Raw genomic sequence first — 23782 nt, forward strand, 5'->3', positions numbered from 1 at the left:
AAAGAATTGGCTGAAACTATCGCTAATCCTTTCCTATAAAAAAATTAAACATTTAAGTTGATTATGATAACCCGGCTATGTTGATAAGGCCGTCATCTTCAGGAGAGGAAAATGAGATTACGTCGTCAGGTAGCGATCGCAATTACAACAGCATGGGTGTCCTCAGCGTTTTTTTCCGGTGAAGCCTGGGCTGCACAGCAAACGATTAACTACTCTAATGGTTCAGGTTCCAGTTTTAGTGAGGTGGAGACCGGCGTCACTGGGGGTATGCCCTCGGTCACTCTTACCAATGCAGGTGCTGTGTCTATGGTATTAGATGCCGGCAATAGCACTGATAGCACTCCGTTTACTGGCCTAAATGACCTCGGATTTGTAGCTGGTGTTCTTTACTCAAATACCATGATTAATGAGTTCAACAATCGTGGCTTCCGCTTTTTTGAGAAATCAAGTACTAACTTCAGTTTCGACGAAATTACCTTTATGCAGGGGTCGGCGCGAGACTCAGATAAAACGTATCAACTTGTGTTAACTGGCTTCTCTAATGATACTCAAACAGTGACCGAAACTGTCACCTTGCCAAAAGGTGGTGAAGCAAACTCAGGGTTACAGGACTTGTTTACCCTGACCCGTGGTACAGATTTTAATGATTCGGCATGGCAGGACGTTGATACAGTGACTATGGCGTTTACCCGAAGTCCGGGTGCTGACTCTCGTTATCTTATCAGAAGTATCAAGATTGATGACGCTGCGGTTTCAGATTCTACCGCGCCTACTTTTGTCAGTGCGAGCTCAACCCCCACTGATGATGCAACCAATGTTTCTGTTAGCAACAACATCGAGATTGCCTTCGATGAAAATATTGAGCTGAAGAGCGGCAATATTACCATTCGTAATGTTACCGACAGTCGCGACTTTGAAGTATTTAATGTTGCCACCGAAAGCGATGGCAAAACAACATCACCAGGCGCTGGTCGCATCAGTGTTACCAACAATAAAGTTTACTTAAACCCAACCAGTGATCTGGCAGGGAACCGGACCTACGCCATTCATATTGAATCCAGTGCCGTGGCTGACAGCGCAAATAATAGCTTCGCTGGGATCAGCGATGATGCCACATTTAACTTTACGACAGTCGATACCACGCCAAATGCGCCATCTACACCCGATTTAGATGCTAGTTCGGATACCGGGCCATTAAATACTGATAATATTACCAGTGACACTACACCAACGTTTAGTGGGACTTCTGAGAGTGGATCGATCGTTACTTTATACAGTGATCAAGTCGGTGGAGGTGCAACGGTTATTGGCACAGGCACTGCTACTGGAGGAAACTGGCAGATAACAACCAATGAGTTGGCGTCTGGTATTACACATGCAATAAGTGCTAAAGCGTCTGATAGCGATGATAATGTTAGCTCGGCATCCAACGCGTTAAGTGTCACCATTGATACAATAGCACCATCCGTAGTGAGCATTACCACGCCGATTGAGGCTGACAGTATCGTCAACGCTGCAGAAGACAACGATGTGTTGATCGCTGGCTCCGGCGCGGAAGCAGGCAACAGCGTGACCGTGACTATCACAGACAATAACAGCTCTGTCAGTCGTACGGTGACGGCCGACAACTCAGGCAACTGGACGCTGAGCGGCAGCGAGCTGGATGTCAGTGGCCTGAACAATGGCACCCTGACGGTGTCTGCAACCCAAGCAGATATAGCAGGTAATATCTCCACCGCAGCTAGCCAGAGTGTTACCCTAGACAATGCAGCCCCATCAGCAGTGACCATCACCACGCCGATTGAAACCGATGGTATTGTCAATGCGGCAGAAGACAACGACGTACTGATTGCTGGCTCCGGCGCGGAAGTAGGCAACAGCGTGACCGTGACTATCACGGACAATAACAGTTCTGTCAGTCGTACGGTGACGGCCGATAACTCAGGCAACTGGACGTTGAGCGGCAGTGAGCTTGATGTAAGTGCGTTTAACAACGGCACCCTGACTGTGTCTGCAACCCAAGCAGATATAGCAGGTAATACTTCTACCGCAGCCACCCAGAGTATTACTCTGGACAATGCAGACCCATCTGCTGTAATCATCAATACGCCGATTGAAACTGATGGGGTCGTCAATGCGGCAGAAGACAACGACGTACTGATCGCTGGCTTCAGTGCGGAAGCAGGCAATAGCGTGACCGTGACTATCACGGACAATAACAGCTCTGTCAGCCGTACGGTGACGGCCGACAACTCAGGCAGCTGGACGTTGAGCGGCAGTGAGCTTGATGTCAGTGGCCTGAACAACGGCACACTCATAGTTGCTGTGACGCAATCGGATACGGCGGGTAATACCTCCAGAGTGACCACCCAGAGCATTACCTTAGATAACGCCGCACCATCAGCTGTGACCATCACTACACCGATTGAAACCGATGGTATTGTTAATGCAGTGGAAGATAACGATGTGTTGATTGCTGGCTCCGGCGCGGAAGCAGGCAACAGCGTGACCGTGACTATCACGGATAACAACAGCTCTGTCAGTCGTACGGTGACGACCGACAACTCAGGCAACTGGACGTTGAGCGGCAGCGAGCTGGATATCAGTGGCTTGAGCAATGGCACCCTGACTGTGTCTGCAACCCAAGCTGATATAGCAGGTAATATCTCCACCGTAGCCACCCAGAGCGTAACCCTAGATAACGCAGCGCCATCCGCTGTTACCATTTCCACGCCGATTGCAATCGACGGTATCGTCAATGCGGCAGAAGACAATGATGTGCTGATTGCTGGCTCCGGCGCGGAGGCTGGCAATAGTGTGACCGTGACCATCACGGACAATAACAACTCAGTCAGTCGTACGGTGACGGCCGACAATACCGGGGCTTGGACGACTATTGGCAGTGAGTTTGATGTAAGTGCGTTTAACAACGGCACCCTGACGGTCGCGGCGAGCCAGAGCGATGCGGCGGGCAACACCTCCAGTATAGATAGCACAACAATTACGTTAGATAACGTGAGGCCAACTGTTTCTTTGAGCAGCTCAGACCTTGATTTGATCTCTGGCGAAACGGCGAGTATCACGTTCACCTTAAGTGAGTCCTCAAGTGACTTTACTGAGTCAGATGTCACCGTCACTGGCGGCAGTTTGTCTAACTTTGCGGGCAGCGGTGACAATTACACGGCCACCTTTACGCCGGATAGAGACAGTACAAGTACAGCGACGATTAACGTGGCGGCAGATTTCTTTACCGATGCTGCCGGGAATAGCAACACTGCTGCGTCTCAACTGTCTATAACCGTTGATAGTTTAGTGCCGAGTGTGACTATCTCCAGTGATAAATTGGCGCTGAAAGCGGACGAAACGGCGACCATTACCTTTACCTTAAGTGAAGCGTCGAGCGATTTTACCGAGGCGGATATCACGGTTAGTGGCGGTACTTTGTCTGGTTTTGCTGGCAGTGGTAGCAGCTACACTGCGACCTTTACACCAACGGAAGAGAGTGCGACGAGCGGTACTATTGAAGTTGCCACAGGCACATTTACCGATGCCTCTGGTAACACCAATAGTGCAGCTACACCACTTTCCATCAGCGTCGATACTGTGCTTCCAACCGTTAGTATCACTAGCTCCAGCGCTGCGTTGAAAGCGGGTGAAACGGCAACACTCACGTTTACCTTGAGTGAAGCCGCAACTGATTTTTCCGAAGCCGATGTGACCGTGGCTGGAGGAACTCTTTCTAACTTTGCGGGCAGTAGCGCCAGTTACACGGCTACCTTTACACCTGCAGAAGAAAGCACTGAGGATGCAACTATTGATGTTGCAGCCGAGAAATTTAGCGACGCAGCTGGCAACCTCAATACAGCAGCGACTCAGTTGTTGATCTCAGTGGATACGGGGATCCCGACTGGACATAGCATCAGCATTGATCAGGAGAGCATTAACAAAACCAACGAACAGGCGATGAGCTTTACCTTCGCAGCAGCTGAAGTGAACGCGATGTTCACTTATAGCGTGACCGACGGTACCACGACCATTGACGGCGCTAGTCAAACAATTTCTTCGGAGACCATGCAAGTAACGGGCATTGACGTCACTATTTTGCAAGAGGGGACGTTGACAGTAAGCGTGGTGGTAACCGATGCCGCAGGCAACGCATCTGATGCAGTGACGGATACTGTGACCAAACGCTACGATGTCGCGCCAACGGTAGTTGATGATAGCTTCTCGACTGAGGAAGATACGGCGAAACAATTTAATCTGTTAGCCAACGATTCCGATGTTAATGATGACATGGTCGCTTCTTCTACAACGATTAAAACGCAACCAATTAAAGGTCAGGTGTCGATCAGCAACGGCGTTGTTACCTATACGCCAAATAATAATGAGACAGGCACAGATAGCTTTACCTATACCGTGAAAGATGCCCTGCTGCAGGAGTCGCAAGAGGCGACAGTGACCGTCACTATCATGGCTATAAATGATGCGCCAGTCGCTAAAGCGCTGACCATCAACACCGACGAAGATACCGCAAGCGCAGTAGTCAGCGCGCGTAGTCAAGCGGAGGATGTTGAAGATGGCATCCCAACGGGTGATTTATCGTTAGTTAGTTTGCCTCAAAAAGGACAAGTAGCCATTGATCAAACTGTAGGCACTTTTGTATATACGCCGAATCCGAATGAAAATGGTAGCGATAGCTTTACTTACACGATCGCAGACAGTGAAGGCGGCGTTTCTCTTGCGGCCACGGTCAGCGTCAATATCGGTTCCGTCAATGACTCACCAGTAGCGGAGGAAGACAGTTTTACTTTTGATGAAGATATCACATCGACACTCGATATTTTAAGTAACGACAGTGATATTGAAGATGGGTCATTCACCCCGAGTAGTATTACCCTGCAAGATCTTGGTCAAGGAGAGGGGGTATACAGTTTTGCCACGGTCAGTGTCAATGTCGATGGGACCTTAAAGATTGTGCCAACAGCGAACGTTAATGGTCAACATAGCTTTACCTACATGCTAACCGATAGTGGTCAAGCAGTCTCAGTGCCTGCAACCGTCACGCTCAATATTACGCCAGTGAATGATGCCCCCGTTGCTGTTGATAACAGTGCACAACTACTAGAGGGAGGCTCCTTCGAGGTCAATGTATTAGGCAATGATAGTGATGCCGATGTTGGAGACAGTTTTGAACTCACTAGTGTCACAGTCGTCGATACGCCAGCACATGGCAGTGTGAACGTGACGGCGTCAGGAGCGATTGTTTACAACCCCAATGAGAACTACTTCGGTGAAGATAGCTTCACCTATACGGTGGCAGACTTAGCAGGTGCTGTATCTAACGCCGCAACAGTGACCATGACAGTAACACCAGTCAACGACGCACCAATGGCGCAAGCACAGTCACAAACGCTTGATGAAGACAATAGTTTGGTGATCACGCTGGTTGGTTCAGATATTGATAACGATGATGACACTCTGCAGTATCTTATCACTGAGCAAGTCAGTCATGGCGTGCTAGAGCAGTTGACCAATAATAGTTGGCGCTATACACCAGAAGCGGACTTCAATGGCTCCGACTTCTTCTTGTTCAAGGTCAACGACGGTGATCTCGACTCGACAGAGGTTCGTGTCGATTTGACGGTTAATGCAGTCAACGATACACCAACCGCCACCGATATCAGTGCTACGGGAGAGGAAGAAATACCGCTGACCATTACTTTAAATGGTAACGATGCAGAAGGCTCATCTTTGAGCTATCAAATTGTAAAATCGCCAGTCAACGGTAATGTTACCGTCACAGGCAATCACGCGGTTTATACGGGTAACAGTAACTTCTTTGGTCAGGACAGTTTCACTTACAGCGTAAGTGACGGAGAGCTTACCTCTGTAGTGGCGTTAGTGACCATCACAGTGAATAACGTTAATGACTCGCCAGTGATTACGGGTACTCCATCGGCGCAAGTGGATGAAGATAGTGTGTATCAGTTTGTGCCCGCCGCATTGGATAATGACCCAGCGGATACTCTGACCTACTTGATAGCTAACAAGCCACCTTGGGCTACATTTGACAATACAACAGGAGCGCTTTCTGGCACGCCAAGTAACCGTTATGTGGGGACTTATCCAGATATCGTGATTAGCGTATCCGATGGCACTATTTCTTCCTCATTGTCAGCGTTTTCGATTACTGTGAATAACGTTAACGATGCACCCGTTATCTCTGGCTCACCAGCAACACAAGTGAATGAAGACAGCACCTATTTGTTCACGCCACAAGTGTCAGATGTTGACAGCCAAGCCTTCACCTTCAGTATCGTGAACAAGCCATCTTGGGCTAGCTTTGATGCATCAACAGGCACGCTCAGTGGTACTCCAGATAATGGTGATGTTGGCAAATATCAGGGCATTGTTATCTCGGTTTCTGATGGTCTCACGACAACAATGCTCAATAGATTCAGTATTGTGGTTAACAATGTCAATGACGCGCCGATGATCAGTGGCACTCCTGCTCTTACCGTCAACGAAGGCAGTACGTATCGCTTTGCACTGCAGGCATCGGATGTTGATAGTAGTAGCTTGAGCTTTTCAATCCGCAATAAACCATCATGGGCAACCTTTGATAGAGCAACTGGGTTGCTAAGTGGTACGCCGGAAAATGAGCATGTTGGCAGCACCAATAATATTGTTATTAGTGTCTCAGACGGTGAGCTAAGCACATCTTTAGCAGCGTTTAGCATCACGGTAATCAACGTTAATGATGAGCCAGTGGCGGTTAATGATACCTATGTCTTTACCGAGAGTAACGATGGTAGCTACTTATTGGATGTACTCAGCAACGACAGCGATGTTGATCTAGATACATTACAACTGGAATGGGTTAAACCTACATCTGGAACGGCAACGATTGTGGGCAGTCAAATCCAATTGGTAACGACCTCAATTGGTACAGTGGCAGTGCAATACAGTGTGAAAGATGGTAACGGTGGAAAGGCCACCGCGAAAGCAATCGTGACAATTAAAAGTGCGAAATTGGACGCACCAACAATAGCCGCACCTTCAGATATCGAAGTGAACGCAACTTCGCTCTTTACTAAAGTTGCATTAGGCTCTGCTGTGGCACGAGATAGTACAGGCAAGCTATTACCTGTTTCATTGGTCGACAGCACGACCTTTTTCCGACCTGGAACTAATACGGTCTATTGGCGCACTCAAGACTCTGATGGAAACGTCGCTGAAGCTAGTCAAACGGTAACAGTGTATCCACTGATAAGTATCTCCAAAGATGCGCAAACCACGGAAGGCACCAATCATAGCGTATCGATACACCTTAACGGTCCTTCGCCGAGCTACCCAGTAATCATACCTTATACGGTTTCAGGAAGCACGGACAGTGATGACCACACGCTCACCTCTGGTGAAGTGGTGATACCTAGTGGTACCGAAGGCAAACTTTCGTTCGAACTACTTAATGATGGACAAAATGAGGGCGTTGAAACCTTAGTGATTGATCTGGACAGCACCCTTAATCTAGGTAGTAAGCGTCGTTACACCTTGACAATCTTTGAAGAGAATGTGGCTCCGAAGGTCACGGTAAGTGTATCTCAGGCGGGGGAGCAGCGGAGACAAATTGAAAATGGTGTTGAACCGGTCACAATCACGAGCAGTGTTAGTGATGCCAATATGTCCGATATACACAGTTTCAGATGGAGTAGTGATAGCGATGTACTTAACCAAGCGATTGCGGGGCAGATGTACAGCGAAACATTGACTTTCTCTCCGCAATTACTGAGTTCAGCGATTTACAATTTGCAATTGACAGTTACTGACAATGGCACTCCACCATTATCAGTGACACGGAATGTCTATTTAGAAGTGGTACAAACATTGGCGGAGCTCGGGAGTGAAGACAGTGATGGCGACTTAATCCCGGATGATCAAGAAGGTCATAATGATAGTGATGGTGATGGTATCCCTGATTATCTTGATGCAATTTCTGACTGTAACGTAATTCAACAGGTTGTGTCAGAAAAAGATCGCTTCCTCATTGAGGGGCAGCCAGGTGTCTGTTTACGCAAAGGAATAACCATTCTGACTAACGCAACAGGAGGAGCTTTATTGCTGGATGAGGAGCTTCCTAAAGATATCAATATGAAGAGCATAGGGGGAATCTTTGATTTTGTAGTAACTAATTTGCCGCTTCCCGGTCAAAGCTATCAATTAGTTATGCCTCAACGTTTACCTGTTCCAGCAAATGCAGTGTACCGAAAGTATAATGCTGAACAGGGGTGGGTAGACTTTATTGAGGATGCTCAAAACACAGTTTCTTCTAGTGCTGGCGAGGCTGGTTATTGTCCGCCACCAGGGCACAGTTCATGGTCACAGGGTCTGACTGAAGGTGACTGGTGTGTACAACTTACCATTGAAGACGGTGGCCCGAACGATGATGACGGATTGGCTAATGGCAGTGTCGTTGACCCTGGCGTCGTTGCCGCTCGTGTAAGCAATAATACACTCCCTCAAGCGATTGACGACAATGCGTTTGTTAGTCTCAATGGTACGGTGACGATCGATGTATTGAGCAATGATACCGATGCTGATGGTGATGGGCTGAAGGTAAGTCGCGCTTCTGTAGATATTGGTAGTGTTAGTGTGGTTGATAACAAACTAAGTTATGTCACTCAACCACAGTACTACGGGGAGGCTTTGATCACTTATAGCGTAACGGATGGTAATGGTGGAACGGGATCGGCGAAGGTGACGGTAAATGTGGTAAACAGTCAGAATCCGAATGCGGTGGACGATAATATTACCACCGATGATCGTACCCCTGTCACGGTTTATGTCCTTGCTAACGATACCGATCCGGATAACGACACATTGAAGTTGGTTTCAGTCCAAGCGCAGTATGGGCAGTCGGTCATGAATGCAGATCAGAGCGTGACCTATACCCCTACCTCAGGGTTTGAAGGCAATGATGTGTTGACATATATCATTCAGGATAGCCAAGGCCTGCAAGACGCGGGGAAAGTTATAGTGACCGTTAAGTTGGTAAGAGATGTAAAGGTTGAAAATACTTCAGCAGGATCATTGGGTGGCATAGTGTTGATGCTTTTGATTTTGTTAGGAGCCATGCAACGTTATGGAAGAAACAGTGCTTTAGCACTAATTGCTGTGTTTAGTTTTAGTAGTCAAGCGGGTTGGTATGTTGATGTTCAAATGGGGTCAAGCCATGCAGATGAGCGTGATGCTGTTAAAGGTGATAACGTAATCTCTACTGACAACACCGGGCTCTATCGCTCTGTCGGGTTTGGATATACTTTTTCTGAGCAATGGTCTGGAACTATTCGTTATATTGATATGGGTGAAGGTAGTGCTACATTGCGTAGTGCTACTACTTCACCAGAAGACTATCACGCCAATGTCGCATCGATAGCCCCACTCCTTGTTAAGGGCATGGGCTTCGACATCGGTTATAAGTTCTGGCAATACAATTCATGGTCCGCAAAACTGAGTTTGGGGGGCTTGTTCTGGGAAACCGATATTGAAAGTACGTATCAAGGCAGCAAGATAACGACGGAAGTGGATGGTTTTGATGGATATATTGGTGCAGAAGTTGGCTACAACTTCTCAGATAATTGGGAGATCGGTGTCCAAGGCGCTCGTTATTTTTTACATGAAAATGATGTTGATATAATTGCGCTACAACTTCGTTATTTTTTTGAGCCGTTAGCAGCGTATTAACTTATGGTTTGGTATTTTTCGATAATTTATATCCCAATTGCTCATGAAGCGGTATGGTAAATCACTGGAGATTAATGTCGTGATTGTGCTCTTTATTATGTAGGTCAATAGTCTATAACAAATCCTTAATTACCTTGAAGTCTTTTCTTCTTTAACATCTAGCGAAAGATAGTGTTTTGATAGAGTGTTAAACAGAACTTACGGTTCGATATTAGAAAAATAAGGTTCATTGAATGCTCGATGTGAACTTAACTTAAAAGAAGATGATTTACGCAATAGGGTTGTTGGTAGTGCTGCAAATGTCAGCGTGATACGTCGCTTTACTTTGAACCTAGTACGTTTACAGGCGAAGAAATATAGTGTTGGGGCTGAAGCCAAACCAAGCGTGTCAGAGCGACACAGTTCGTATTGAACCCTTATTGGGTTGAAAAGCGTTCCACGCTGGCTGTCGCCCTGATGCTGATAACTGCGACGATAAATTGATACCGAGCAAAACGATAATTTTATATCTGTTTTAATCCAATATTGATTGAATAATATCAAATGCTTTTTCTATTTTTTGGGTAGGAATAATGCCAAATCCAAATAAGAGGGCATTAGAATGATTGTTGATAGAAAAATGCGATGATGGGTAAACCGCTACATTTGATGAAGCAAATTTATTCATCATTTGTGTCGCGCATCCCGATACTTCAGCTGCTATATGCAATCCACCTTGGCTTGGAATACGTTGTAAGCAATCTATGTTGTCAATTAATTGAGTTAGCTTATTATACCTTTCGCTGTAGATTTTATTCATATTGAGTAAATGGTGAGAGAAATGACCGTCACGCATGAATTCGTCAAGTAGGATTTGAGACACTACAGATGTACTTCTTCCCAAGTGCCATAACATATTTGAAATTGGCTCTATTAAAGACTTTGGCGGAATCATATAGCCAATGCGTATGCCGGGAAATAGTATTTTAGAGAAACTGCCTATCATAACGACGCAGTCATTTTTGTCTTGTGACTTGAGAGCTTTCTTACTGGTATTGAGATAGTGATATTCCGAATCATAATCATCTTCGATAATGATTGCGTTATTAACTTCTGCCCATCTCAGCAGTTCTAACTTCCTGTCAGCTGAGTAGCTAAAGCCTAAAGGGAACTGATGACTAGGCGTTGTATAAATAATTTTGGCATTAGAAGGGATTGATTCAACGACAACACCTTGGTCGTCCATCGGCACGGAGCCTATTTGCGCGCCAAGTAATCGAGCTTGATTTCGAAAAACAGGATATCCTGGATCTTCCGTCGACACGAGATCCCCGGGAGAGAGTAATGTAAGGAGAGTCGTCATTATTGCCTGCTGGCACCCTTGAGTAATGATGATGTCTTCAGGGTCACAGATTACGCCTCTCGAGTGTCTCACATACTCGCAGATAGACTCTCGTAAACAAGCTAACCCTTGCAAATCACCGCCATGTGCAAACTCTGGAGTTAATGCATTGAGCCTACTCAGTCTTGAGTGTCGCCAAATATGCTTTGCTATTCTCTGATGATCAGGAACGCCTAAAGTGAAGTCATAGTCTAGATTCTTTGGTGCGATGATCTCTGGCTTCTTCGCTGCGTTAGTGCCAAACACCCCTAGTTGGTAGTGTTTTATTGGTCTCTTATCTTGATTCACCGTTTGTTCTAGAGCATTACTTACGTACGTGCCAGACCCTGCCTTTTTTACTATCCACCCCTCGAACTGAAGTCGCTCATACACCGAAATGACAGTGTTTCTTGCTATGCCTAACTTTTTCGACAGCATGCGAGTTGATGGTAATCTCTCATTTGATCGTAATCTGCCTTCTAATATCCCTTGGTATATCTCGGAGTAAAGTTGTTGGCTGGTGACTTTTCCAGTTTCGAAGTGTAGTGAAAATGGCATCGTTTTCTCTGTAGACGTTGAAAAGTGGTTCTAAAGCGTTGTGAGGATGTGGATCTGTATATACCAAGTATATCTACCTAGTATACCGTTATCGTGATATGGAGAAAGCGTAATTGAGTACACTATTTCCCCATTTTGGAAACGGATGTTACTTACATTCGTATCTAACCGGCCTACCTATCAACGGTGATCAGGTTTAGACCTGTTTATATCGCACTAAAAATTTGAAGACACAGTGTTATTCATCGAGGGTTAACGATTGGAGTTCTTCAAGTCAGGATTACTTTTATATAAAAAGTTAAAAGCCTTGGAATAAACTAGAAATTAATTATAAGTTAAAATTAAAAAATTGAGGGTTCAATGAAGTTAAACAATGCCTTGCTGGCCATTTTATCGCTCACTTCTTTCGTCACGTTTGCGAAAACGGAGTTAACGGTTAGCAGTCAATTAAAGAGCGTAGTTGATGAATGCGCTAAAGGATTAATCAACGAATACGACATTCCGGGGTTGGCTGTTGCAGTAACGATTGATGGTAAACGTTATTTTTATAATTACGGTTTGGCTGACGTAAGTAAGGGGAGTTTAGTCACCAACGACACAATTTTTGAACTCGGCTCTATCAGTAAAACTTTTGCTGCTACTTTGACTGGGTACGCCCAAGAAAAAGGTAAGCTAGACATGGATGACAAGGTCAAAGATTATATTCCAGAATTAGAGAATAGTGCTCTGGGTAATACCAAGCTAGTTAATGTCGCCACCTACACTGCAGGTGGTCTACCATTGCAATTCCCTAGCGAAGTAACGAACGACGCTGAAATGATGCAGTACTACAAAACGTGGAAACCGGAGTACGAAGCCGGTACTAAGAGGAAGTACTCAAACCCTAGTATTGGTCTATTTGGCTACATCGGTGCCTTGAGTATGAAGTCAGACTATACGGAAATGATGGAAACCGTCATCCTGCCTGAGCTCGGTATGACCAATACCTTTGTCGATGTACCAAAGGATAAGCTTAACAACTATGCTTTTGGTTATAGTTCTGAGGGAAAACCCGTTAGAGTTAATCCAGGTATTCTTGATGCACAAGCCTATGGTATTAAATCAACAAGCTTAGATATGCTTCAATATATCGAAGCAAATATGGGTCAAGCGCAACTTAATACTGATATAGAAAATGCGCTAGAGAGAACTCATACTAAGTATTTTGATACCGACACGTTTACACAAGCCGTAGGATGGGAGGGTTATGATTACCCCGTTTCACTTTCGCAATTATTGAAGGGTAACTCCAGCGATGTAATTCTCAAAGCTAAACCGGTTCAAGCAAGTGTATCTGGTACTCTCGGTCGTGACGTTTGGTATAACAAAACGGGCTCAACAGGTGGCTTTGGGGCATATGTCGCGTATGTACCCTCTGAAAAAATAGGCATAGTGATTCTGGCGAATAAAAACTACCCTAATGCAGAAAGAGTAGAGGCTGCTTACCATATTATTAGCTCAGTGGTGAAGTAAATTTTAGTGGTAATAGGCACTACGTAATTATTAGAGCTTATTTAGATACATACTATCTGCAGTGTTTTATTCGATAGTATTTATAGGAGTATTCATGAAAACTAAGCATTGGTCTAAGGTGACTTTGCTACATGAAGCTGTTACGAACCCAAATATAACGATTAAAGGTAAACATAGTTATTACAGTGATTGTTGGGACGCCGGTTTTGAGGAGTCTGTTGTAAGATATCTACAAGGCGATGAGTTCAGCCGAGATTGGGAACCAAAATGGAAGATTGATAAGTTACATATAGGTGACTTTGTCTGTATTGCAGCGGAAGTTGTGATTGTTATGGGGGGAAACAGTACACATAGAGCTGATTGGTTCTCCTTGTACCCATTTATGGACTTTATTGAAGAAGCGTACGTCGGGAAAGGAGATACTCATATTGGCGATGGCGCCTGGCTCGGTATGCGATCCATGATAATGCCGGGTGTGACTATCGGAGAAGGAGCAATCGTTGCGGCAAACAGTGTGGTGACGAAAGATGTTGAGCCTTACAGCATGGTTGCGGGGTCACCAGCTAAGCATGTCAAATATCGCTTTTCTCGAGAGACGATAGACGAACTGCTTGCTCTTAGGATATATGATTGGCCTGATAAGAAAATCGACAGCCTGAAGAGATTTTTATGTTCAGACGATTTAGAAGGGCTGAGAAAGGCAAGCGCTGAATATGATAGAAACCATTCAGCATCATGACAACGTCACCATTTAAAAGGTCAGAAAGAGGCCATTGTTGGGCCTCTTTGTATTAAATATCTAGCCAATACAATGAGTAATCATTTTATTCTTTTATTGATTTTTTATGTGAATATGATAACGGCGCGTACCACTTGCGTTCAAGAACAAGAGGACAACGTGCTTGGTAAAGGGGAAACCGATGGAATATCGGGAAACTATAATTATTAAGAGCCGCATGTAGCGGCTCTTTTTGATCCTGAAATTGGTTAGTGGCGACAGACTACGAAGCGCTCAGAGGGTTACGAGGACTCGCTTCAGATAAATGAAGAAAGAGCGAATCGAAGTGGATGTTGTTACCTATTTGACTGCTCATACCGTTGCCATTCCGCTGTTAACTCTGCTTTTTCTTTTCTCGCTGCAATCAGCATTTCTATATTTACGTCAGTGTTTGGGTGCCTTTGAATGTATCGCTCGTAATCAACCGGAACACCATTGATGTGCAGTTCAAGATGTAAATGCGGCCCTGTTGTTCTTCCTGTGTTACCCGTTTTCCCTATCACTTGTCCTCGGCTGATCTTCTCACCAACATGGACGTTGCGCTGAGATAAGTGTAGATAGCGTGATACAGAGCCATTTGTGTGGCGGATATTAATGTAGTTGCCGGCAAAACGGTTGTAGCGGGACTTTAAAACGATGCCATCAGCAATACTACGAATCGGTGTACCTACAGGTGTGGCATAATCAGTGCCTAAGTGCGGAGTCGTTATATTGGTCACTGGATGTGTTCGCTTTAAGTCATAGTCAGAGCTCACTCTGTAGTTTTTATCAAAGGGTGAAGAAAACATGAACTGATTATTTATCGACACACCATGCTCATCAAATACGTTGCCGTGACCATCATTGATAATAAATAAATCAGTTTTACTGCCTAAATAGTAAAAAGAACTAATGTAAGTTTCATTTTTACTATTTAATTTAGTTCTTAAGATAAAGTTATCACCTCTTTTAATAGAGTCAATAATATTAAACTTGCTTTTGATCAGTGCTAATAGCAAGTTGATCTCTTTTTGACTCACTCCTGATTTTAATAATGAAGCGACAAAAGAGTATTCAACCACACCGATAGTGATTTTTTGCCTACGAGTATTCTTTTTAATTGGTGGCTGCACATTCTCACTTTCGAATTCTAAAGGCTTGATGGTAGGTAGCCTATCCACAGGAGTGAGGAAGTAGTGAGAAAGCGATACGCTAATCAATATGATTAACGCAGTAGTGATAAGGGCTACGGTAGGAGCTTGCACACTCCTTTTTATTATTAAAATAGTCATTAGTTTTGTTGATTTATCAATACTGACAGTTGTGCGTAGAGTATAATATTTTAAATAAAAACTAGCATTAAAGCATGAGTAATTCCTCTGTTTTAACTAAGTTAATAATTATAGGATGTGATAATAATTTTAATAATTCAGTCAAAGTGACGGTTGGCTTGGTGTTTATGCCTATTTTGTTGGTGTTAATGTCACGTTGAGAAAATATTTTTCAATAATATAATCTCGGGAAAATATATTTTGCCAAATTACTATGTTCGCTAAAAATACGCTGAAATTAACATTAGGTCTTACGCTTACATCTCTTTTATTGAGTGCATGTGGTGGTGGTGATGGAGGAGACAACACACCTCCAGCTAGAAGCAAAGGAAGCATTTCCGGTATGGTGTTTGACGCCCCAGTCAATGGCGCCAAGATTGAGGTTTTCGAGTTCAAAAATGGAAACTTAGGTCGGAAGTTGGCTAACACGACGTCTGATGCCTTCGGAAACTATCTGCTAGAGTTTGAATCGTCGTCAATGCCTCTTTTTGTTGTTGCAAAAGAGGGGAGTTATACCGATCCGTTTACAAATGAAACGGTATCTGTGAGTAATGCGAAGACACTTAAATTTGAAGGTGTTGTGAACTTTAAAGAGGGGAGTGAGCAAAAGTTAATGCTTACTCCGCTGTCGAACTTGGCAGCAGGCTTGGCAAAGTACAAAATTTCTCAGGGGGCCACAGATGAAAGTGCCTTTTCAACTGCTTTGGATAGTATCAATAGCATGTATGGCTTTGACGTAAATGAGACCAAACCTATTGATATTACCAAAGGTGGGCAAAGCAGCTTTGCTAGTGTAGGGCATCAATACGGCGCTTTATTAACAGCATACTCGTCTTACTCTTACGATCTTATTAAAAAATACGGCAACAGCGATAACGTCTACACTTCGATGCACTTCGCTGACATCCAATATCGGGATGTTATTGCAGATGGTGTTCTTGATGGTCTTGAAGTGAGCCAGACTTCCGGAGCAGTGACTCCCCTCAGCTTTGGACAGAAAAAGATAAACAGCGACGTTTATACACGTGACTTATCTCAACATGTTTTGATCGTGGTAAACGACCCAAGTATCAATATTTCTGGTACTGATGCTGCCGACTATGTCGACTTTAGTAAGAAGCTTAATGACTTAGGTACATATGGCAGTACAGATGGCGTCATTCCACCGCGAGATGGGACGGAGATCGATACCACAGCGCCTATCGTGACACGCATTGACCGTGATGTACTTGCTGGCACCGATAAAGTTGATCTAAAAATTGTTGATGACATCGGTGTAGAAGACGTATCCGCCTTTATTCAGTATCAGATTAATGGCTCTTGGTCTGGTGAATTTCAATGTAACGACATACAAGATTTTGGAAGCACATTCTGTTCGGTTGAATTTGATGATTTTGAAGTTGGCCTTCGAGAGACCAACGTTAAAGTTAACATTAATACCAAAGAGATCGATAGTGTAGATATGAACCCTGCCACAGGGCTCTCAAACGTAACAGCAGCACGGTTAGTCTTATATACAGCGGATGTACTGGGTAATGAGTTAATTCCAGGCAGCCATTCGGGTCTTCATATCAACTTTGAATGGGATAACGATGCGCCTGTTATCGATATTACATCGGCGAGTGCAATTAATAACCAACTTAAAGAATACGTTCTGAAAGGGGTTGTAAAAGAAAGCTCGCAAGAGATTAGTTCGGTCAGTATTTCATTTAAAGATGGCTTACATGAGGGCGTCACATGTTCTCCTGTCACTGTAGAGTCTGGAAATGCTTGTGAGTTTAGTAAGGCTTACCCAACTGATGAATTCCTATCTACGACGGTCTTTGAGGTTCGAGCGAGGGATAGCAAAGGCAATACGGGCTCTGCGCAGCATGCAGTAAGTCGTGACGATCAAGCGCCAGCACAGACGATAACCTATCCTGAAGGTACGTCAATGACGTACGTAAATGTGGGTTTAGATGGTGAACGAACCACTTACGATGGTATCTACTCTCAAGATACGTACACCCCAGACAATGTTCAAGCAAGCCGCGATTTCCTGAAGATTGATTATGCGTACGCAAGTTTAGGGATTCAGAACTCATTAAAAGGGATAGATTTTAGTAACTTCAACGCTAATTTATTGAAAGAGAATAAAATCCCTTATGTTCGTGTGAAAGTTTCAGACGTAAACACCGATACGGTTTTAGGCTCCAACGCTAATAAGCTTAAGCTCGTCGTCAAGTACTTCGTAAGCCAAAACAACGATAACAACTACTCACTTCAGCAAGTTATTGACACAACCGCATCCGATGACGATTACATCGCAAAAATTCCGCACGAAACGCTGTTAGATAGCAATGGGCGAGTAGAGGATGTCATCTATTACATTCCTTTTGTAAGAGATATTTTGGGTGACAGCTTTAAATCGGTATCAGAAAACAGTAGTCAAAAGTTAGTCATTCAAACCGTCGATGAGTCTGATAACGAAAGCACTCCAAGAGAAGTATATTTTAGAAGTAGCTTTGACCTACCAACCATAAAAGTGGTGACACCATTTATTGGTGCGCGAGCTCAACTTGAAGGGTTGAGCCCAAGTGGTGAATTCACTTCACTTGCAAGTTGTACCACTATCCAGCAACTGGAAAGTGACCAGTCTATGGCTCTTGACGTAGCGAGCTGTGAAACCACAACTGACGTAGTGAATTATGATTTCATGCGTGTTCGTTTAATTGGTATCGAAGGTAGTGAGCCATACTATTACCAATGGAAAAGAGATCCAGGGACCAAGAAAGTAACGGTTGACTTAAACAAGGCCAATATTGGTGTGTATTTTAAGCTCAAAGGTTCTCAAACTTACTATATTACTGAACTATCGACATATCAGACTGGTTTGTTTGATTTCCAGTGGGATCAAGTGACAGCGGGAGAGAAAACTTCAGAACGTGCGATTCAAATTCTTGATGAGGTGCGCTACGCGTTATCAGGTACGAATAACAACTCATTCTTTGGGTTTGATCCAACGGTTGTGTCTTATGCAACCAATGAAATGCTTACGACTAAAGCGATTCCAGACAAGCCATCAAATGACTATCTACACCGATTCCTTGTTGAAGCAATTGATAGTATTGCCGAGAGAATGCCAAGAAATAACTCATTAGATTTTGCATCTGCTATTTACGATGATTTTAGCTACGATGGAAAAGCAAATGGTATAGGGGCCGGAGGAAGTCAAGTTACGCTCGATTCTTACACGTTTGGCGCTGAAACTTACCGAAAAGATCTGGCGCAATCCTATTATGAAATCATGGCGAGCAAATACGGTATTGAGACCAATATCGCGCAGCTCTATGCTGATGATATTTCGATGGCTAATCCTGACTTAAATGGTAAGAACATTTTTGATACAGAGGGTAGCAGTATCGATACCTTGCCGCCGCAGCCAAAATTAACCATTGAAAGCGGTAGAGAGACGATGGTTGGTAATAGGCTTTATATCGCTGGCGAGGTTGTTTCTAAAATTGTCCTAGACGATCCTTCTGGTATTGTAGGAACCGACGCTTACGGTCCGAAGTTTAGCACGATGTGGTATCAAGCTAATGAGCCAAATATTGAAATACCACTGGACATCAACATCGTAGAAAACTCAGACAGCAGCAATGCTTATCGAAAAGAGTACTTCTTCACCCTTAACTCCCAGTCTAGTGAACTAAAAGATATTATAGAGTTTGCCGTGGAGACCAGTGCTATGGACCCACATGGCAATGCGTATGGTTACAATGGTAAATCTCCGTTTATAGAATCGGTGTTTATTGATAACGACTTCCCTAAGGCCAGTTACCTTCCACCGAATGATGTCGATGGTAAACCTGTAGAAAACGGTATTTATTTAAATGCGAACAATACTCATGAATTAACCTTCAAGGTTGAGGATATTGTTGGTGATAAGCTTGCCTCGAGGGGCCTTGTTTTCTATCAGCAAACCGGTGAAAAAGTAACATATACACCAGAAAACTTTGCAAGTAACTCGAAAGACGCGTTTAAAGTCAAACTATGTACGGGCGAGATTTGTTCAAATCAAGGCTCTACGATTTATCCTGGTGATGGAGATTGGTTAGTTGTTGCAGCAGCAGAGGACAACTTAGGTAACTCCGTTTCAGAGTTAACTAGCACCGCTCCGAGATTCAATATTCGTATCGACTCTGAAGCCCCTATTGTAAAAAGTGAGCAGGTTCAAAGCCGTTTAGGTGGTAATAACCAATGGACACCTGTCATTGATTGGGGGACGTTAAGCTCTGGCAATAACGTAAAAATAGATTTGCGCCGCGGATCTGGTCAGGCTCTGACATTAGAAAGCTGTGACCCTCTAACAGAGGCGTGTGACGTACCATACCTAGTTGGTGAACAGCCTGACGTCAAAGTCCAACTGGTTTCAAAAGCATTTGATTACGATGAATGGAATGAATTTTACGTCACTGCGACGGACAACGCTTACCCTGCCAATGTTAGTACAACAGGGAAATTTACCTTCCAAGTCGATAACAAAGGCCCTGAAATCATCCTAAATACGCCTTGGGTTGAAGACACATTGTCCAAAGAGAACTATGTTATAGGGCGTGAGTTCAACGTGCGATTTAAATCCGTAATCGACGATTCAGACCTTGAGCAAGTCTCGCTGTATCAAAGTGGTAAAGATTCGCCAATTAAGACAATTGTGCCAACGGATTCATCTAAAGAGTTTGTCATGTCTCTTATCAAGAGTGACACAGATAAAATAGACATTTCTGAAGATGAAAAAACAACGTCATTGTATGTAAAAGCAACCGATATTTATGGTTTTGAGTCTAGTTCTAACGCGCACAAGGTTATTCTTGATCGTGATGGACCAACATTAGGATTAAGTGGTTTCAATGCGAATGACTACTACTTAGGTAACTATGTCTTTGACCTAACGGCGCTAGACCTAAATGCTAACGGTGATGTTTCAATTAATGGCGTAAATAGAGAAAGCCTAGAGTATTGGACGTTTAGCGATCTGGAACCATTACCTGGCTCTCCTGGTACAAAAATCAATGAGGATCTCAAAGTGAGCCTTGGTGATTTAGGTACGGGTACACACAAGATTCGTTTAAAAGGGTCTGATGTTCGTGGCAACACAACCTTAACCAGTGATGAGCAAGATTTTACCGTCAAAGTGTACAACTCAATCCCGCAGGTGACGCTGGCGATGAGTTACACGGATGGAACGCCAATTACAAACAACACCATCTATCAAGATGGGAATATCGTACTTACGCTTGATATTGTTGATGATAGTGGCGTTGATCGAATTGACTCAACGTATAGATTCTCTGGAGAGCAAAACGGGACTAACTTTACGTTCTCAGAAACCGCAGATGGCACTTGGACTGCAACGTTGCTTTCTACACAAATTGCCAAAGATGGTAATTATGAACTTGATATCAAAGTTTATAACAAAGTTCGTTACCTTGATGAAAAAGACCGAAAGGTTGGAAAAGTAAACCAAACCTTTAGCGTACAGCGTGAAGGCGTGGTTCTAACAGTTGAAAGCCCGCTGGACTTCCAAAATTACTTATCTGATGGTGTTCTTGATGTCACCTTTACTACATTGAGTGCGGTCAAAGCCAAAACGTTAGAGTGTTGGGTTCGTGAAGAATACAACTCTCTAGATGCGCCACCAACTAATGAGCAACCAACTTCTGGTGTTATCAACGTATCGCAAGAACCTTACAGTTGTAGTGTCAATGTTGGGCAAAACATGACCAAAGCACCTGTCACTTTGATCACTAAAACCTTGGGTACAAATGGGCGTGAAACGATCAACAAGTTCAATTTCTCGATGGTGGATATTGATGCACCGACAGTCGTGGATGGTAACTCATACAGTTTTAAAGGAAGTGATGTTTGGTTTGATGAAGCTTTGAAGAAGAAGATGCTCACATTTGAGCTCTCTTTTAATGATGCTTTATCAGGCGTGAATACCGAAAGTTCAGATGAATATCCAAAGTTGGTTCGTAATCTTGGCAACAAAGCTTATACACCAACGACTTGTGCCAAAGGTGTTGGAAATATCAAGTGTACGTATTCTGAATCCTATGCCGATATTATTGATGGCCTGAGTACAACTCAAGAATACAAAATCAAGAACTTATCTGATTTAGCAGGAAACTTGACGCCAGAGCACGATCTACTGCTTGAATTACCTAAAGGTTCGATAGTCGTCGAAATTACTGATCCGGTTGGAAACACAACCATTAATGGTCAGCAGCTTGTCGCCAAATTCAGAATTAAGCTGTATGAAAACTCTAGACTAGACAATGTGATGGCCAGATTTGGAACGGAATCCTACAACTATAAAGATAACCCGGAGAAGTTTGCACAATTAGAGGTGTGTGCAGATGACCCAACCTACAAGTGTTCAACATTTACGAGTGAACTTCCTAGCGATGCGGATGGAAAAACGATCAGGACAACGATTATCGCAACGGATGTGTGGTCGAGAGTCGGTGAAGCGACCGTTGATATTAAAGTTGACAATACATCTCCAAGTGTTGGCGATGAGATTATCGTAACTGAATCGCCAACAAATCCAGATAACGTTCGTTTTCGTTTCGACATAACGGACACTGGTAGCAGCCTGGCAAAAGTAAACTATTCGGTTTTAAACCCAAGCTATCAAGAAGAAAGAGTAGAGGATGGGAACGGTTCATCTACGTACTTTGAACTATCAAAATCTCAGTTAGAGGGGCGTGGTTCAATCACGGTTGATATCAAAGCGACAGATAGCGTCGGACTGTATTCTGATATCAGAAAAGTCATTGATATTAGTGTTCCTAAAGTCACGATTGATTTCGATGGAATTACGAGTTTGCAGGGTGGGAAACTGTTTTTAACCAAGGCGAGCCAGCCATTCACGGTATCTACGGTGGAAGGAGAAAGAGTGAAAGCTTCACAGTATTCTGTGGAGCTTATTCCAAGCCTCGGTGATTCCTTGCGTTACTCAGGTGATGTTATCTCATCTAGTGGTAATGGAATGATGAACTTTGCCGTCGATAACCAAGGGTCATATACCCTTAAAGTGACAGTGACGGACTCAGTTGGAAGAGAGAATACAAGCTTTGAATTACTAGGCAAAAGTTATGATGGAAAGGTTATAGAATCTATTGTTGATTATGACGCTCCAAGTATTTCGGGCTTAAGTGCTAATCAAACCTCTAAGGTGCCGACAAACGATAAGTATCAACTAGAAATTAGTGCATACATTACAGATAAAAATTTAAATCTCGTCACGTCAAAAGCGGTGAGTGGTGGCAGCACTGTGGCTCCTCAAGCGATTACTGAGCCAACAACCGAAGCGGGGCCTTATGTCATAAGCTACTTGTTACCGAAAGGCGATCATACGATCACGGTAGCAGCAACAGACAAAGTGGATAATAAGAACGAGAGTTCTATTGACGCACATGTGGAAGCTGCAACCGTTCCCGGGCTAAGTATATCTACTGCTTCAAGCGCCCCTCTTTTTGGAGGTGAAGAGATTACACTTACGTTTAACTTTACAGAAAAAGTTACTAACTTTGATATCTCAGATGTCCACCTTGTCGCTAGTGATAACGGTGCAACAGGAACGTTAAAGCAAGATACGTGGTCCACTTCAGACAACGTTACGTGGACGGTTAATTACATCAGTCCAGAAAAGCAAGATAAAAACATAACAATACAGGTAGAGGATGATAGCTACCAAAGTATCAACACCATTCCTGGAAAAGGAAGCAGTTTAAGTATCGCGGTTGAAGGAACCTTACCAAAACTGACCAATGTGACATTTAACCCCGAGCATCAGAGCGTGGGGCAAAGCGTGAGTGTCTCGCTTGAGTTTGATAAAGAGCTCCAAGAGGCGACCGCTACGCTTGGCGGCAATCGCATTAGTTCTCTGTCAGCAACGGCAGATAAAAAGGTCTGGGTTGGTGATGTACAAGTTCCGAGCACCGCGCTGTTAAGTGTCGACTTGGTTGTTAGTCAGTTTAAAGATTTGACTGGCAACATAGGTGAGGATAACACCGCTCACGAATTGCCAATCACGCCAACCTTAGCTATTACGCCAGTGGGCAGTGTGGATGAAACGCATGCCGCCACGCTACAATTCGAAGGTACGTCGACACGTTTTGACGGTCAGTCCTTGCGTCTTGAAGTGAAAGCACAAGGCAGCGTGACGGTACTAAAAAGCGGCAGCGCGACAGTACAAGCCGGTGGCACTTGGATCAGTGACGCAATGGACATGAGTCACCAAACCAATGGTACTTATACTGTGATGGTGACGGGGACGAACTCTGCGGGCATTGAAGTGAGTGAAAGCCAGAGCTTTACACTGGCGCAGTCTCTGCCAACGCTGACTAACGCGACGTTTACGCCTGAGCACCAAGCCATCGGCCAAAGCGTGACGGTGACGCTGGAATTCGATAAAGATCTGCAATCCGCCGCAGCGGAGTTAGGTGGCACGACGATCACCTCATTAATGGCAAC

Annotated in this window: 6 protein-coding genes; 4 read left to right on the forward strand and 2 right to left on the reverse strand. The window is 44.1% G+C overall.

Annotated features, from left to right (window positions below; all coding sequences use genetic code 11):
• The first annotated feature begins 111 nt into the window (after window positions 1-111).
• Window positions 112-9744, forward strand: a complete 9633-nt coding sequence (locus tag R7E00_RS01900; RefSeq protein ID WP_238967260.1) for an Ig-like domain-containing protein — start codon at window positions 112-114, stop codon at window positions 9742-9744.
• A 514-nt stretch (window positions 9745-10258) separates the two neighbouring features.
• On the opposite strand, the gene R7E00_RS01905 is transcribed toward R7E00_RS01900, so the two are convergent.
• Window positions 10259-11662, reverse strand: a complete 1404-nt coding sequence (locus tag R7E00_RS01905; RefSeq protein ID WP_054574689.1) for a PLP-dependent aminotransferase family protein — start codon at window positions 11660-11662, stop codon at window positions 10259-10261.
• 360 nt (window positions 11663-12022) lie between these two features.
• On the opposite strand from R7E00_RS01905, the gene ampC reads away from it, so the two are divergent.
• Together ampC and R7E00_RS01915 are read left to right on the forward strand one after the other, a co-directional pair.
• Window positions 12023-13174: a class C beta-lactamase gene (gene ampC / locus R7E00_RS01910; RefSeq protein ID WP_005373435.1), complete on the forward strand. Its 1152-nt coding sequence runs from the start codon at window positions 12023-12025 to the stop codon at window positions 13172-13174.
• Window positions 13175-13268: 94 nt separating this feature from the next.
• Window positions 13269-13913, forward strand: coding sequence for a CatB-related O-acetyltransferase (locus R7E00_RS01915; protein WP_085569132.1), 645 nt, complete (start codon window positions 13269-13271; stop codon window positions 13911-13913).
• A 335-nt stretch (window positions 13914-14248) separates the two neighbouring features.
• Here R7E00_RS01915 and R7E00_RS01920 read toward each other — a convergent pair whose 3' ends face one another.
• Entirely contained in the window at window positions 14249-15223 is a 975-nt protein-coding gene (locus tag R7E00_RS01920) for a peptidoglycan DD-metalloendopeptidase family protein (RefSeq protein ID WP_053304503.1), read from the reverse strand.
• A gap of 253 nt (window positions 15224-15476) precedes the next feature.
• On the opposite strand from R7E00_RS01920, the gene R7E00_RS01925 reads away from it, so the two are divergent.
• Window positions 15477-23782: hypothetical protein (locus R7E00_RS01925; protein ID WP_318124399.1), on the forward strand; the 8306-nt coding region annotated here is incomplete at its 3' end.

It is taken from the genome of Vibrio sp. Vb1755 (assembly GCF_033338635.1).
In the GTDB taxonomy this organism is placed as follows: domain Bacteria; phylum Pseudomonadota; class Gammaproteobacteria; order Enterobacterales; family Vibrionaceae; genus Vibrio; species Vibrio alginolyticus.

Excerpts from the sequence above, each read along its gene's own strand:
- R7E00_RS01900 (WP_238967260.1), top strand. The coding sequence starts at position 112 with ATGAGATTACGTCGTCAGGTAGCGATCGCAATTACAACAGCATGGGTG.
- R7E00_RS01905 (WP_054574689.1), bottom strand. The coding sequence starts at position 11,662 with ATGCCATTTTCACTACACTTCGAAACTGGAAAAGTCACCAGCCAACAA.
- ampC (WP_005373435.1), top strand. The coding sequence starts at position 12,023 with ATGAAGTTAAACAATGCCTTGCTGGCCATTTTATCGCTCACTTCTTTC.
- R7E00_RS01915 (WP_085569132.1), top strand. The coding sequence starts at position 13,269 with ATGAAAACTAAGCATTGGTCTAAGGTGACTTTGCTACATGAAGCTGTT.
- R7E00_RS01920 (WP_053304503.1), bottom strand. The coding sequence starts at position 15,223 with ATGACTATTTTAATAATAAAAAGGAGTGTGCAAGCTCCTACCGTAGCC.